At 54.1% G+C, this 14,206-nt stretch carries 15 protein-coding genes; 12 read left to right on the forward strand and 3 right to left on the reverse strand.

Going from position 1 to position 14,206, the window contains the following annotated elements; translation table 11 throughout:
• The first annotated feature begins 131 nt into the window (after positions 1-131).
• From I6I94_RS09390 to guaA, 5 genes are all read left to right on the forward strand, one after another.
• Positions 132-773 (forward strand): SMI1/KNR4 family protein, encoded by a 642-nt coding sequence (locus tag I6I94_RS09390; RefSeq protein WP_126852990.1) that lies wholly within the window; start codon positions 132-134, stop codon positions 771-773.
• A gap of 112 nt (positions 774-885) precedes the next feature.
• Complete coding sequence (locus tag I6I94_RS09395) at positions 886-1,422, forward strand: DUF6301 family protein (protein WP_128088226.1); 537 nt, start codon at positions 886-888, stop codon at positions 1,420-1,422.
• Positions 1,423-1,601: 179 nt separating this feature from the next.
• Positions 1,602-2,576: an SURF1 family protein gene (locus I6I94_RS09400; RefSeq protein WP_128088035.1), complete on the forward strand. Its 975-nt coding sequence runs from the start codon at positions 1,602-1,604 to the stop codon at positions 2,574-2,576.
• A 58-nt stretch (positions 2,577-2,634) separates the two neighbouring features.
• Positions 2,635-3,240: a DUF3817 domain-containing protein gene (locus I6I94_RS09405; RefSeq protein ID WP_126500379.1), complete on the forward strand. Its 606-nt coding sequence runs from the start codon at positions 2,635-2,637 to the stop codon at positions 3,238-3,240.
• A 136-nt stretch (positions 3,241-3,376) separates the two neighbouring features.
• The gene (gene guaA / locus I6I94_RS09410; protein ID WP_201620643.1) at positions 3,377-4,969 is read left to right on the forward strand and encodes a glutamine-hydrolyzing GMP synthase; all 1,593 of its coding nucleotides are present in this window, start codon (positions 3,377-3,379) and stop codon (positions 4,967-4,969) included.
• Positions 4,970-5,440: 471 nt separating this feature from the next.
• Here the strand turns inward: guaA and I6I94_RS09415 are convergent, their stop codons facing one another.
• Positions 5,441-6,163, reverse strand: coding sequence for a uracil phosphoribosyltransferase (locus I6I94_RS09415; protein WP_128088034.1), 723 nt, complete (start codon positions 6,161-6,163; stop codon positions 5,441-5,443).
• A complete protein-coding gene (locus I6I94_RS09420; RefSeq protein ID WP_201620644.1) occupies positions 6,160-6,849 on the reverse strand; it encodes a hypothetical protein in 690 nt (229 codons plus the stop codon). Before I6I94_RS09420 ends, I6I94_RS09415 begins: the two co-directional genes overlap by 4 nt.
• A gap of 337 nt (positions 6,850-7,186) precedes the next feature.
• Here I6I94_RS09420 and I6I94_RS09425 point away from each other — a divergent pair, with 337 nt between their 5' ends.
• The 7 genes from I6I94_RS09425 to I6I94_RS09455 all read left to right on the forward strand — a co-directional run bounded on the left by I6I94_RS09425 (position 7,187) and on the right by I6I94_RS09455 (position 12,070).
• Entirely contained in the window at positions 7,187-7,618 is a 432-nt protein-coding gene (locus I6I94_RS09425) for a MarR family winged helix-turn-helix transcriptional regulator (RefSeq protein ID WP_126852999.1), read from the forward strand.
• 35 nt (positions 7,619-7,653) lie between these two features.
• A complete protein-coding gene (locus I6I94_RS09430) occupies positions 7,654-8,007 on the forward strand; it encodes a hypothetical protein (RefSeq protein ID WP_126853001.1) in 354 nt (117 codons plus the stop codon).
• A gap of 145 nt (positions 8,008-8,152) precedes the next feature.
• Complete coding sequence (locus tag I6I94_RS09435) at positions 8,153-8,629, forward strand: DUF4303 domain-containing protein (protein WP_201620645.1); 477 nt, start codon at positions 8,153-8,155, stop codon at positions 8,627-8,629.
• 513 nt (positions 8,630-9,142) lie between these two features.
• Complete coding sequence (locus I6I94_RS09440) at positions 9,143-9,664, forward strand: hypothetical protein (protein WP_037234656.1); 522 nt, start codon at positions 9,143-9,145, stop codon at positions 9,662-9,664.
• 192 nt (positions 9,665-9,856) lie between these two features.
• Positions 9,857-10,561 carry an aspartate/glutamate racemase family protein gene (locus I6I94_RS09445; protein ID WP_128088030.1) on the forward strand — a complete coding sequence of 235 codons (705 nt, stop codon included), beginning with the start codon at positions 9,857-9,859 and terminating at the stop codon, positions 10,559-10,561.
• A 37-nt stretch (positions 10,562-10,598) separates the two neighbouring features.
• The gene (locus tag I6I94_RS09450) at positions 10,599-11,069 is read left to right on the forward strand and encodes a methyltransferase family protein (protein WP_048751895.1); all 471 of its coding nucleotides are present in this window, start codon (positions 10,599-10,601) and stop codon (positions 11,067-11,069) included.
• A gap of 155 nt (positions 11,070-11,224) precedes the next feature.
• The gene (locus I6I94_RS09455; RefSeq protein WP_128088029.1) at positions 11,225-12,070 is read left to right on the forward strand and encodes an alpha/beta fold hydrolase; all 846 of its coding nucleotides are present in this window, start codon (positions 11,225-11,227) and stop codon (positions 12,068-12,070) included.
• Between the two features lie 214 nt (positions 12,071-12,284).
• On the opposite strand, the gene I6I94_RS09460 is transcribed toward I6I94_RS09455, so the two are convergent.
• Positions 12,285-14,120, reverse strand: a complete 1,836-nt coding sequence (locus I6I94_RS09460; RefSeq protein WP_201621006.1) for a glycoside hydrolase family 13 protein — start codon at positions 14,118-14,120, stop codon at positions 12,285-12,287.
• Positions 14,121-14,206: the final 86 nt, after the last annotated feature.

The following is a 14,206-nucleotide window of genomic DNA, read 5'->3' on the forward strand; positions in this document are numbered from 1 at the left end:
GGGGGCGAGGCTGATATGGGCGCGGTAAACCTTGGGAGTATGGCGATACCGGCAAGCTAGTAGTGATTGGTTGCTGCGGCAGCAGAGCTGGTTTTTAGAGCCGGATAGGAGATAGGAAGAGGCTAAGGCACATGACAGATGAGGCTATTGGTGTACCCAGCGGGACAAATCGGGCTATGTCGGAATGGACGTGGCAGGACTACCTGAGCTGGGGACAGGAGATTAACCAAGAGCGGATGGAGGCCGACTGGAAGGGCCTGTGGGACTACGCACCGCCCAATACAGGAGCCTCTGAAGAAACACTGGCACGTACTGAGGCTCAGCTGGGTTTTCGTTTGCCAAAGTCCTACCGTGACTTTCTCAAGGTAGCCGACGGCTGGCCCTGCTTCTACCAGGACATGACGATCTTCTCCACCAGTGACCTTCTTGGCGGCGAACTGCGTAGGCTGGGCGGGGTTCAGCTGGAGCTGGAGGAATGCATTGAGGCTATGGCTTCAGACGGTGTTATCGCTGCTGACCATTTCATGGTTGCCGCCGCACAGGGGTCGATTGACATCGTTCTGATGGGACGGCCCGGTACCCCAGCAGAGGGGACTGCCTCGTGGGTGCGCGGTGAAGTACTAGGACGCTACGACGATCTTCTGGACTATTACCTGTCTATGATGGAGTACAACAAGCTCGAAACCGCCGATCTCAGAAAGGACTTCGGCCCCAAGCCCGACGGCGTTCCTCACGCTGTCCTCGATACCCGCCCCAATGAAGGGGAAGACTGACGTAGTTCGCATAGCTAGGTGGGCTATGGCGTTCTCACGCCCGAGGCTGCTCAGCATCTTAAGAATCTATCGACAAGCTCTAAAAATCCCAGAAGAGAGACCGAATTCTCATATGTTAAATGAAGCAAACTCCACACCGTCAGGTTTTCGCGCGTATCCGGTCGAGCAAGCGGTGGCCATCATCCGAGCAATAGCTGAGCATCGGTGGCCTATGACTGTTGACGAGGCATTCTCGTTGCGAGATCAGTTCGGCTGGACACCTGCTCCCGACGATGGAAGGTTTTTCGTTACCCCCGTCAGTAACGGAGAGGAAGACGGCCACATAAGCCTAGACGTCAGCGACAATAAATTTGTATCGGGAGTCTCTTTCCGCTTGACCAGCCTCGCCCCACCAGAACCAGGCCCGGAAATTAGGGCATTGATACAGTCGGCACGTTCAGACTATATCGCCGGACTCACATCACTGTACGGGGCTGCAACCCCCGGCCCTAGCAGCAAAGTGGAAACTTTGTCTTGGTATTTGCCGTCACGCGCGAGTGTCGGTTTAGGAGTCGGCAAAAGACTTGTGTCCGCGACAATTGAATCGCCAGCGATGACTGATCTTACTGAAGCTGAAGAGAAGTATTTTGCGGAGGGTGGGGAGCTTTAACGCTGTGCGCCGCTGGTTTGCTGCCAGCTATTTTTGGTTCTGGGTCCTTACCGTACCGGCTAGACTGCGTTCTACACTGGGAAACGACGCATCTCTGCAAACTATTCACCGGGACTTTTCCCCGCGTAGGTTACCAACGGCGTTAGGGGCACATCACGCAGACGCGTTACCCTAGATACGTGTGGAAATTGGCGTTTACTCCCCGCTGGTTGGGCGGGCTTTTGCTGGCTCTCGTCTTCGTGACGGGGTTTGTTGCGCTCTCCAGCTGGCAGTTTAACGCCTCCACGTCGGGCCAGGTGCACGCGGATACTGCCAAAGATACTCTGCGGCCCTACACGGACATCCTGAAACCTCACGAGCCGGTCACTAATATTACTGTGGATACCGTGGTGCGGGCGAAGGGCAGCTACGTTGCGGGGTCTTCCATGCTGGTGGCGCACCGCCTCAACGATGGGGAACGCGGCTACTGGGTGCTGAGCGAATTCATCCCCGAAGGCACTGATACTGTGACCGCCCAGGGGAGCACCAAGCCCCGCGCTATTGTTGTGGCCCGCGCCTGGGTGAAAGGTGAAGGGGATGCGCCTGCGGCTATCCCCGCCGAGCCGACCGGCACCGTTGAGGTGGCGGGCCGGGTGGTTAACGCGCAGGGGCCCACCGAATATAAGCGCCAACAGCAGCGGATTCTTGAGAGCGCATCCCCGGCGCAGCTCAGTAACCTGTGGGATACGCCCCTATACGACGGGGTGCTGGCACTGGCCGCTGAGGTCCCCGAGGGGCAGACTATCCCCGTGACTGAGCATCATACGATTGCCGAGAATTCTACGGTGATCGGGCAGTCGCAGGATGTGCGGCCGATCCGTGCCACTCAGGCGGTGGATGATACGAGCGTGAACTGGCTGAATATTTTCTACTCACTTGAATGGTTGATTTTCGCGGCGTTCGCCCTCTACCTGTGGGGCCGCATGCTTAAGGATGCGGCGCATCGTGCCGCCGAACCCGCCGAATACACCCAGTATTTCGAGTACGAGGGCGAATACTTTGTGGATGAGGCCACCGGACGCCCCTACTATTGGGACCCTGCCGATAAGCAATACTATTTCTTCGATGACGCCCCCAGCGCCTCCTCTCCGGGAGAGCCCCATACGAAAAAATAAGAACGACCGTTCTTCATAGCTAGGTTTTGCATCACCACTGCACACACGAAAGGTGAATATGAGTAAAGAACACGGTTCCGAGACAGATAGCGCACCTACCCCAGGGGCACCCCAGCCGGTGGAACGCACCGACGGGCGCAAAGTCACCCTGTCCCCGAACGCTTCAAAGGCACCTGCGGACGGGGCTGGGCATGCGCCCCAGGGCGGGTTTACGGTGCGCAAAAAATTCGGTGGTACGCAGGCGCAGATTCGTTCGGCGCTCACCTTCTATAAATGGTGCGCCTGGATATCCGGTACCTTCCTGCTGCTGCTGGTTCTTGAGATGATCAGCCGTTACGTGCTGGGCTTCGACCTGGTGGCCGGTGGTACGGAGGCGGCAAGCGGCAAGTCTGTGGCCTTGGGGGTGCTGAACCGCGAAACCGGTAATCTCACCGGCGGGGTGAACATCTCCACACTGGTGCTTATTATTCACGGCTGGTTCTACGTGATCTATTTAGTGTCATGCTTCCGTATCTGGCTGCTCATGCGCTGGGGTATAGCCCAGTTTATTGTGATGGCGCTCGGCGGCGTGGTGCCGTTCCTCTCATTCATCGTTGAGAAGCGCATCCACGCAGAAACCCTGGCGCAGCTTGACGCTAACCCGCAGGCCACTAAGCGGTACTAGGCCCCGGCGTTGGTGGACACCGCCAGCGAGAACTGTTGTGAGAGCACCACATAAAACCTTTATCTCTCCCGTAGAATAGAAATACAAGACTTCGCGCGCTCGCGCGGAATTTCGACCTGACACGTGAGGAAAATCCGTGACCGACTCTGTACACCCGGATCAGCTTGAAGAGCGTCCGGTTCTGGTGGTAGATTACGGTGCCCAGTATGCGCAGCTTATTGCTCGTCGCGTGCGTGAGGCGGGTATCTACTCTGAAATCGTTCCCCACTCTATGAGCACCGAAAAGATGCTCGCTAAAAACCCTGCCGCGATTGTGCTTTCGGGCGGGCCTTCATCGGTGTATGCCGAGGGCGCCCCCCGTGGCGATAGGGCACTATTTGAGGCTGGCGTGCCGGTCTTCGGCATCTGCTACGGTTTTCAGGTGATGGCGCAAACCTTGGGCGGTACTGTGGCGCAGACCGGTTCCCGCGAATACGGCGCAACCGATGCGACCCTGTGCGCAGTTGATTCTTCGTTCCTCACCGGTACTCCGCAGACGCAGAACGTGTGGATGTCGCACGGCGATTCCGTGACCGAAGCCCCCGCCGGGTTTGAGGTTCTGGCGCAGACCCCGGGTGCGTCCGTGGCGGCGTTCGTGGATGAGCACCGCAAGCTGGGCGGCGTGCAGTGGCACCCCGAGGTGAAGCACTCCGACTACGGCCAAGTTGCGCTTGAGAATTTCCTGTACAACATTGCTGGGCTTAAACCCACCTGGTCAACCGCCAATATTATTGAGGAACAGGTTGCGAAGATTCGTGAGCAGGTTGGCGAAGACCGCGTGATTTGTGCGCTTTCTGGCGGCGTGGATTCTTCTGTTGCTGCGGCTCTCGTGCATAAGGCCGTGGGCGATCAGCTGACCTGCTTCTTCATCGACCACGGGCTGCTGCGCGCGGGCGAGCGTGAACAGGTTGAGCAGGATTACGCCGCGTCAATGGGTATCCGCGTGATTACCATTGACGAGTCAGAGCGTTTCCTCACCGCACTGGCTGGTGTGAGTGAACCCGAGCAGAAGCGTAAGATTATTGGCCGCGAGTTCATCCGCTCCTTCGAGCAGGCCGAGCGCAAGCTCATTGAGGAAGCGGGCGAAGAGGGCGCGCAGATCAAGTTCCTGGTGCAGGGCACCCTGTACCCGGATGTGGTCGAATCCGGCGGTGGCGAGGGCGCAGCGAATATTAAATCGCACCACAATGTGGGTGGTCTGCCTGAGGACTTGGCGTTTGAGCTGGTCGAGCCGCTGCGTACCCTGTTTAAGGATGAGGTTCGCGCGATTGGTCGTCAGCTGGGTGTTCCCGAGAAGATCGTGGCGCGTCAGCCGTTCCCCGGCCCGGGTCTGGGTATTCGTATTGTGGGTGAGGTGACCCGCGAGAACCTTGAGACCCTGCGCGCGGCGGATGCGATTGTGCGTGAAGAGCTGACCGCCGCCGGTCAGGACGAGCATATTTGGCAGTGCCCCGTGGTTCTTCTCTCCGGTGTGCGTTCGGTGGGCGTGCAGGGCGATGGCCGCACCTACGGGCATCCGATTGTGCTGCGCCCGGTTTCTTCAGAGGATGCGATGACCGCCGACTGGTCGCGCCTGCCCTACGATCTGCTGGCAAAAATCTCGAACCGAATTACGAACGAAGTCAAAGACGTAAACCGTGTGGTGCTGGATGTCACCTCCAAACCCCCGGGAACCATTGAGTGGGAGTAACGCACTAGGGGAGTAGCCCCTACGATTCAACCCAGTTTTGAGTAGATAAGCCGCCCGGCATGGCCTGAATTTTCAGGATGCGCCGGGCGGCTTTGTATTTCTCGTGAAGGCTTGTGGCATGACTTTGGAAGACTTCTTCAATTCCTTCTGTAACAGAGCACAGTTTCGGATACCCATTGATGGGAATGTGAAAGTCCGAAGCGTACTCGGTAACAGGTGTAGGCTTGGTTGCGAGAGAATCTTGCTGGTGTTCTCGATATTGTTCTGCTTGTGGTTTTGCCGGGGCTCAAACCTGCAAAGTGAATAAACCTTACAATAAGTGTTACCAGCATAATGAGAAAAGCAGTACTAATAACTGATAATATCGGCTTTCCCATCATGAGAAATGGGGATGGTGTTATAGATAAGAGTCACGCACTATTAGGGGCAGGAATCGTTGTTTTTACTGTCCTCTAGGGGTGCCTCTAATGCTTAACCCTCAGTTTTTTCTGAAAGTTGGGCGGTCTTCTTAATACTATTTGTCGTGACAACAATCATTAAGATGTCCAAAATAACTTCGTAAAGGGCTACCATAACCACCACTATTGTAAAAGAGTTCTCGGCAGATGAAGATGGATCAAGAAGCCGCCCTAGCATAAACGGCACATAGATAACCTCGGAGATCGGGGCAACAATAAGGCCGTAAATATTGACACCTCGTATCCACCGAAACTTGACTGATTTCCTAAACCGCATAAACGCGACAACCTGCAAGATAACGTGAATCATGTAAGGAAGTACAATAACGGCAATACTAAACATACCCACCAAGATAAGATCATCATATCCACTGGGCGCAGATACCAAAACGTTAATGAATACACAGACAAAAACAACCAGCACGATAAGCGCAGGAATAATAATCAAAACATTCCTGATGGCCTGTGCTATGAGAAGACTTTTGTGGGTTTTGGGGTCTATATCAAACTGTTGTGATATGCGTTTATGAGGCTCTTCCTTTACCTCAGCGCCCTGAAACTCCGGGGACGCCTGGGGATCCAAGGACATCTTACCGTCGGCACCTTCTAAACCATACAGCTGTGTATATTTTGGCTCTTGTTGGGAATTCTCCGGATTATTCGATGCACTTTGCTTTTCCACGGGAGGTCGCGGGTCATTATTATCAGCGGTTGAAAAATTCTTATCGGTGCTCATTGCTGTTCACCCTTATCTTTCTTCTGCGACCTAACTTTAACGTATTGACAAGGAATTTCTACTATCAGATCCTCATGATGCTTCTTCAAGGATTCTGATTCATCACCCAACTCGTACGCCTTTCCCTGAGAACCGTTTAGAGCATCGTCATATATTCGAGGTTTAGCGACAGTGACTCTCTTATCCTGAAAAGCATGAGGATATTTCCTTTTGATCACGGTTATCGTAACGATCATAAAAATGCTCATGATCGCTTCAAGAACGCAGGCACCTAGCATCCACCACAATGGCTGCACATCAGCATTTGGAACCGACGTCTCAATCACGAACAATGTATAAAAAGCGCCAAGAGGCGCAACAATTAGCAAGCTATAAACATTAGTTCCCCTAACCCAAGCGAGCCGAGTTTCTTTCTCTGCCCGTGACCATGCCACAGCCTGCAAAACAAAATACAAACCAAAAGGCGAAAAAAGGATTAGGACTAAAGGATTAGAGAGCAATGGCAGTAACAGCACTACCAATATGAGCTCAAGAGCAGTCCTTATAATCTGCACAGTTATAAGAGCAGGAGGAAACGAGTTCTGCTTCTCAGTCGAATCTGCCGCTAATTCTTTCTTGACATCATGAACATCTTGAGTCTGAATTGTTCCATGCTCAGGTTTTGAAAGGTCTTTATTAGTAGTCACAGCTTCACCCTAAGCTTATAGCCTGGGTATTCAGTGGAAGCTCCCTGAATATTCTCAAAAATAATGTTTTCAATTTTCCTAAAATCAAACAGGTTATTTATGTGAATAAAGCAGGGTTTCTAACGCTTTATGGGGTATCTATTAGTGGGGTACTCCCTAGATAACAGTAAATCGGGATCGCAGATTTTCTTCGGAGTGTAGGCTGCGTTCTCACCGCAAATGTCTGCTCCCGTTTTTATTTTCCCTCTATCCCGTTTCCCGCCAGCACCTGTCCTGAGTATTGACAACCAGTTGTCATATTTGTAAACTGGTTGTCATAATTGCTGCTGGAGGAAAAATGGATGCTTCATTACTGAGCGAACTCGTGGTGCAGATCTTCCGTATGAACGGGGCACTCACCACATGGGGAGACCGGTTCGCCGCCGAAAGCGGCCTCACAACAGCGCGCTGGCAGGTATTAGGCGCAATCTCAATGGCGAAAGAACCGAGTACATCACCTCAAATCGCTGAACGCATGGGAATAACCCGGCAGGGTGTGCAAAAGCAGCTCAACCTCCTGCGGGATGAGGGGCTGGTTATGCCCATCGAAAACCCCGCGCATAAACGTTCCCCGCGGTACTCTTTGACCGAACACGGCGAGCGGAAACTAGCGGAAATCCGCAAACGCTGGCGCCAGCAGGTTGAACAGTGGAGCGGGGGGCATCAGCATGAATCTGTGAGTGCCGCTCTTAAAACCCTAGACGTTTTATCTCAGCAGCTTAAGGAATAAAACACATACGAAAAGCTACCGGCGGAGGTTTAGATATGAATCCCGTTCTATTAACCGTAAACACTATTTCTGCACTCGTAACAATCGCCAGCGCATTTTTGGCGATATATCGTCCAGGGCTTATGGTTCACGCTTCTTCTGTTGATGCTAATGCTCGTTTCTATGTGTATATGTATGCTGTGCGCGCCATACCGGCCGGAATAGCCGTGCTTATTGCACCCTTCTATTTTCGAGGCGGTGCCGTTTCCCTGCTTCTTGTGACTTTTGCGGTCATGCAGGTGGGTGACGCATTGATTGGCTGCACCCGCAAAGAATGGGGCATGGTGCTTTTCCCTTCACTTAGCGCGGTGATTCATACAGTTGTTGCCTGTGCAGTACCGGGCGTATAGAGGCCATCCGCTGGGGTCGCCGAACTTTGGGAACTGTGCGTATAATTTCTGCTCCTATACAGCTCGGCCGAGGTGGAAAAGTGCTCTCTTTCTGCGGCTGCGTTTAGACTATTGTACAGTTGGTGCAAGAATATAAAGGAGAAATATGCTGCAAAAGATGGTGACCGAAGCTGTCATTCACGATTTTTACGGTCTGCAAAAACTGGCAGGGGAGAAAACCATCTACGGCTGCGCCTTAGTGACAGACAGCGACTTCGGCTCGGTCTTTATGAGCATGAACACCGTACGTGAAGCGGGCGACCCCACAAGCTACGACTGGGATATATACAGCTGGGAGTACACTAGCGACCAGCTCAATAACAGTAAACTGCCGAGGGTGAGCAAGAAACTGTGGCGGCTGCTGGATCGTTCAGGAGATTCACTGCAAGACACCGTTCTGCCCGTGTTTGTTCAAGCCCTCAAACACCTGCAACAAGATGTTGCGCGCACCGGGTGCGATACCGACACCATCTGCTTTTTCGTGACCATAACAGATGACGACAATGCCGAAAATATAGAAAATATGACTGCACGCGATATTAACTCAGGCCGAACCCTCAACGCTTTCCTCACCCGGCCATAGGCATCCGGTCATAACTAAATGCAGCATAAACCTGGGAACTATAAAAGCACGCAAAAACAGCTCCCGCACTGTGTGCATGTGTGCTCAAGCTCCTGTGAATGAGACAAGAGCGCCGGGAGTACTACACGGTTTAGCCCCTCAGCAGCGTATAAAAATGCTGTTGGTACCGCAGCACCGGGGGAGTGCGCCGTAACAATCACGACCGGTACGGCAGAACATAACCCCTAGTCGGCGCGATAATGGACACACTATTTCCTTCAACCTTCCCCTGCTGCTACACCTAAAACTCACCTAAAGATTGCAGGATGTGTGAGTGGAAAATGTAAAGAATGTGCGTATAGAATTGAGAATAAAGAAACTTCCGGGCCATAAAAAGACCACCTCAACTAAACACTAAAAGAAACCTGCAACACCTTTTCGCGGGTATTTCTTAGCCTTACTTTAGTCGGGTAGTCTGCGATGGGGAGTACCATAAACACATACTCCACTATTCACTCAGCGATGGAGCTACCAATGTCACTCAACTACGAAAATATAACCCCGTCACGGTCCGCAAAAAAATATGCGTGGACTGGCGGGTTCCACAGGGGCTCAGCTGAGCACCTGGCGTACCGGCGTGCCCGCCGCGCCGAACGCGAAGAAGCAGTCGATAAAGTCATTAATGTTCTTTCCGTCGGATGCGCAGGCATCCTTGGGTGGGTGATCCTGCCGTGCACACTCCTGTGGTCGTTCACGGTACTATTCGCCCCCGCCGCCCCCGCCACCGCGCAGCTGGTCTCCACAGGGGAGACCATCACGGAGCAGCTGGGAACATCGAATCAGCTCTCACTATGGGTACTGCTGGGCGTACCGTTCCTGCTGGTGTCGCTGGCACTCGTGCTGAACTTTGGGCTGGGCCCATACTCGCTGTACTTTATGCGTGAAACCGCCGTCGCAACCCGCATCAAAACCCTGCTGCTGGGTCTGCCGTTTACCCTGGCGGTGGGGTCGCTGATCGCGTGGCTCATGGCAGACGGGGCCGCACTGGGGGTCTAAAGCACACCCCGCCCCAGAGGTCTTCGGGCGTACCCCCAGCAGATGGTTTTTCTATTCAGAAAAGTTTTTGTACTCAGAGAATTAATATGGCTTCTGAATACAAAAACCTTCTCTGTAGACGGGGTTACGGAGCTCACCCTACAATGAGGGGAAGTACCCGCCAGAAGACAATAAATAAAAGGAGCGTGCACCGTGAAAACCCTAGGCATTATCGGCGGCATGAGCCCTGAGAGCACCGCCCTGTACTATCGGATCATTAACCGTGAAGTCAACCGCCGCCTCGGAGGCAACCACAGTGCCGATATCGTGATGCACAGTGTAGATTTTGAGGAAGTCGTGCGTCTGCAAAAAAGCGGTGACTGGGAAGTCGCTGGGGCTCTGCTGGCGGCAAGCGCCACAAAACTTGAGGGTGCGGGTGCGCAGCTGCTGCTGGTGGCCACAAACACCATGCACAAGGTTGCCCCCGCAATAGAGCGTGCCACCACCGTACCGCTACTGCACGTAGTTGACGCCACCGCCACCGCCATCCAAAGGCAGGGGCTGCAGAGGGTGGGGCTGCTGGGCACAACCTTCACCATGAGCGACGGGTTCTACACCGAGCGCATGGCGGCGCAAGGAATCCAGACGATCGTACCAACCGAACCGGAACAGGCAGAGACTAGCCGCATCATCTTTGAGCAGCTGTGCCTGGGCCGTGTGGAGCCTGAATCCGTGCAGTATCTTCAGCAGGTCATTACAGGGCTGAAGGAACAGGGCGCCCAAGGCGTGATCCTGGGGTGCACCGAACTCTGCCTGGCAGTAGAAGCGGACAAGACCCCGCTGCCGGTCTTTGACAGCACCACCATTCACGCGCTCGCGGCAGTAGAGGCAATGTTAACGCCGCCGCCTCCCGCATAAACCCCGCTTCTTGACCGAAATAAATAACTTGCTCCCCATGAAAAGACTAGCTGCAGCCCTTGAATATAAAGTTCCACCGCCACTTATTGGGGCACTGTGCGCCTCACTGATGTGGCTCATCTGCGGGATGCCGCCGCTGACAGGCAGACCACCGCTGCTGCTGGTTCCCGCCCTTGCACTGGTTGTACTCGGCCTAACGGTAGACGCGGTGGGGGTGCTGTCATTCAGACGTGCCCGCACCACAGTGAACCCGTTCGCCCCCGAACGCACCGTAAACATTGTCTCCTCCGGAATATACCGTTTAAGCCGCAACCCCATGTACTTGGGCATGGCCTGCATACTTACCGGGTGGGCAGTGTGGCTGTGGCAGGTGCAGGCTGTGCTCGGGGTGGTGCTTTTCGTCGCCTGGATAACGCGTTTTCAGATCATTCCTGAAGAGCGGGTTCTCACCCAGAAATTCGGTACAGAATACCGGCAGTACCGCCAACGGGTGCGGCGCTGGGTATAAGCCCATCACCTGCTAAAAATTGTGTATGGCTGGCTATGCGGACATACATCCTGCCCAACCGAAACCCTGAATGGTTCAGGGAGTCACTATCGTATGTGTGCCTTTTACAGGATAGACTTAATAGCGGTGGGATCTCATGAAAGACGGTGATATGCATGAATCGTATCTCAACCCATTTTCTCGATTTTGAAGGCATTAAAACCGCGTACTACAGTACGGAGGGTGAAGGCACGCCTATCATGCTCCTTCATGGTGGCGGGGTGGATCACGCCATGCTCTCCTGGAAAACGATCATGCAGACCTGGACCGGATCTCAGCCTTTAGTTGCCCTGGATCTGCCGGGGTATGGAAACAGCGATAAACCCGAATTAGAGTACTCGCTGAGTTTCTACACAGGCTTCCTCAATGCCTTCCTGGATACATTGAACGCTCAAAATGTTACCTTGTGTGGCCTTTCAATGGGCGGCGCCATTGCTTTGCAATATGCGCTGCGGTATCCGAACTATATTGGCAAGCTGGTGCTGGTGGCACCTTGGGGTGTGTCCGCTTCAGCACCGTATTCACTCATGGGACGGTTGCTGGTGCGTTTGCCACTCAATCAGGCGACATATAAAACATTGCAGAACAGGTGGCTGGCAAAGAACATTATTGCCGGGTCACTGATTGGAAATCGCGAGAAAATTACCCCCGAAATTCTGGATGAGGTGCAAACTGCCGCCCATTCGAAAGACGCGGCACGAGTTTTTCAATCATTTCAGATCAGTGAGCTGTGGGGAGAACCTCCGGTCGGGCACCTAATACCGCTTCTGCCACAGATCAAGGTGCCAACCCTATTTATTCAAGGGGATAAGGACCCCGGCGTCAAAGTCGGTGATGTGAAGCAGGCAGCCGCATCTATGCCGAATACACGGGTCGAAATTTTTGAGCATCATAAGCATTGGGTTCAGAAAGAGAGCCCCGAACGGTTTGTGGATATAGTGCGCGACTTCATCGAGTCGTAACTCTTGTCATACTGAACGAACAGTATAAAAATGAACTCCGGGAAGCGCTTTGAGAACAATACTTTCCGGTAATCGGCGGGAACAGCAGTCTCGGCTGGACATGCGCAAAACGTCTTTGAACTCTGAATAATGCAGCTTTGGGCGTATTACAAGGCCCTAGAGGGTGGGTAATACGCCCAAAGATGCGTTATTCGGGTTGGGAACAGAGGATAACCTACTTCACGATGCGGTAAACCTTCGCTTCGTAGGGGCGTAGGGTGGTGCCGGCATCGGTCGGCGCGCCGGTGTCATCCCGGTAGTTGGAGTGCACCAGTTCGACGGATGCCCCGGCTGCACGCGCATCATCCAGCAGCGAGAAAGTGCGCTCCACCGACTCCGACGTGAAGTTAGAAACCACGAGCAGAGACTGGCTCGCATCGGTGCCGTCCGGGCCGCCGGTACGGGTGTAGGCGTATACTGCCTCATCCTCGGAGTGCGGAACCTCAACCGAATCTACGGGCGCGAACGAACCATATACCATCAAATCTTTGAGCTCACCGCGGCGCAGCTTCGCCAATTCCTGATAGTGGTAGAACACCGAATCCTGATCGTCCAGAGCAGCCTGCGCATTAATCTGCGGGTAGTTCGGGTTCACCTTCAGCCACGGCTCGACTCCCGCGTTCGTGAACCCACCGTTCGCCGAGTCATCCCACTGCATGGGGGTGCGGGCGTTATCGCGGCCCTTAATGTAGATAGCGCGCATCGCATCCTCGTGGCTGAGCCGCTGATGATCCACGTGCATATCCTCGTAGAAACGAATCGAATCGCCGTCGCGGTAGTCGTCGATCGACTCGAACCGCACATTGGTCATGCCCAGTTCCTCACCCTGATAAATATAGGGGGTTCCCTGCATAAAATGTAGGGTGGTTGCCAACTGCTTCGCTGAAAGCACCCGAAATTCGGGGGAATCGTTGCCGAACCGTGAGACCACGCGCGGCTGATCGTGGTTATTCCAGTACAGCGAACCCCACGCCTTGCCCTCAAGTTTCGTCTGCCACTCGTTCAGAATGCGCTTAAGCTCGGTTAGCTTGTACGGCGCATACGACCACTTGCCGCCCAGCGAACCTTCGGGGTCGTTATCGACGCCCATGTGGTCGAAGTGGAAGAGCATCTGCAGTTCGCCCGCATCGTAGCCCGCCCACAGCTTCGCGTCCTCGGGGCTGGTCGCGCTTGTTTCGCCCACGGTCATCACATCGTACTTCGAGAACGCCTCACGGTTGAGCTCTTTCATCCACGGATGCACCATCGTACCGTTCGCAATCACAAACGGGATCGACGACGTATGCTTTTCAAAATCAGTGGACGGGTCGTCCGGGAAGCCCTCAGGCTTAGAAATAATGTTGATGGCGTCCAGCCGGAAACCATCCACGCCCTTATCGAGCCACCAGCGCACCATCGCATACAGGTCTTCGCGCACCTTCGGGTTCGCCCAGTTCAGATCGGGCTGTTCCTTGAAGAAAATGTGCAGGTAGAACTGCTGCGTGCCCTCGTCCCACTGCCAGGCGGAGCCGCCAAATTCGGAAGCCCAGTTATTCGGAGGAATCGGGGCGCCGTTCTCGTCAAACCCGTTGGGGTCTTTCCAAATGTAGTAGTCGCGGTACGGGTTATCTTTTGAGGAACGAGACTGCACAAACCACGGATGCTGATCCGAAGTATGGTTTGCCACCAAATCCATCAGAATTTTGATGCCGTGCTCATGTGCGGTGGCCAGCAGCTCATCGAAATCTTCCATTGTTCCGAAATCGCTCATGATGGCGAAGTAATCAGAAATATCGTAGCCGTTATCCACGTTCGGCGAATCAAACACGGGGGAGAGCCAGATAACGTTAATGCCCAGCTTCGCCAGGTACGGGATTTTTTCGGTGATGCCGGGCAGATCGCCGATACCGTCGCCATTGGAGTCGTTGAAGGAGCGCGGGTACACCTGGTAGACCACCGCCTCCTTCCACCACTGCCGCCCGGCGTAGGAAGGGACCGCACGCTCTTCAGTCGTGGTTTCACTACTCATCATCAGAAGCCTTTCGTTAAGGGTTGCGTCGTTCGGCTCAGCGGGAAGACCCGTAAGCCGCATCGCCGCAGGTATGTCTGCAAAACTTT

The organism is Rothia aeria (assembly GCF_016726365.1).
In the GTDB taxonomy this organism is placed as follows: Bacteria; Actinomycetota; Actinomycetes; order Actinomycetales; family Micrococcaceae; genus Rothia; species Rothia aeria.

Bases quoted from the DNA above. Each gene is read 5' to 3' on its own strand.
- I6I94_RS09390 (WP_126852990.1), top strand. From the start codon at position 132: ATGACAGATGAGGCTATTGGTGTACCCAGCGGGACAAATCGGGCTATG.
- I6I94_RS09395 (WP_128088226.1), top strand. From the start codon at position 886: ATGTTAAATGAAGCAAACTCCACACCGTCAGGTTTTCGCGCGTATCCG.
- I6I94_RS09405 (WP_126500379.1), top strand. From the start codon at position 2,635: ATGAGTAAAGAACACGGTTCCGAGACAGATAGCGCACCTACCCCAGGG.
- I6I94_RS09415 (WP_128088034.1), bottom strand. From the start codon at position 6,163: ATGAGCACCGATAAGAATTTTTCAACCGCTGATAATAATGACCCGCGA.
- I6I94_RS09425 (WP_126852999.1), top strand. From the start codon at position 7,187: ATGGATGCTTCATTACTGAGCGAACTCGTGGTGCAGATCTTCCGTATG.
- I6I94_RS09430 (WP_126853001.1), top strand. From the start codon at position 7,654: ATGAATCCCGTTCTATTAACCGTAAACACTATTTCTGCACTCGTAACA.
- I6I94_RS09435 (WP_201620645.1), top strand. From the start codon at position 8,153: ATGCTGCAAAAGATGGTGACCGAAGCTGTCATTCACGATTTTTACGGT.
- I6I94_RS09440 (WP_037234656.1), top strand. From the start codon at position 9,143: ATGTCACTCAACTACGAAAATATAACCCCGTCACGGTCCGCAAAAAAA.
- I6I94_RS09450 (WP_048751895.1), top strand. From the start codon at position 10,599: ATGAAAAGACTAGCTGCAGCCCTTGAATATAAAGTTCCACCGCCACTT.
- I6I94_RS09455 (WP_128088029.1), top strand. From the start codon at position 11,225: ATGAATCGTATCTCAACCCATTTTCTCGATTTTGAAGGCATTAAAACC.
- I6I94_RS09460 (WP_201621006.1), bottom strand. From the start codon at position 14,120: ATGATGAGTAGTGAAACCACGACTGAAGAGCGTGCGGTCCCTTCCTAC.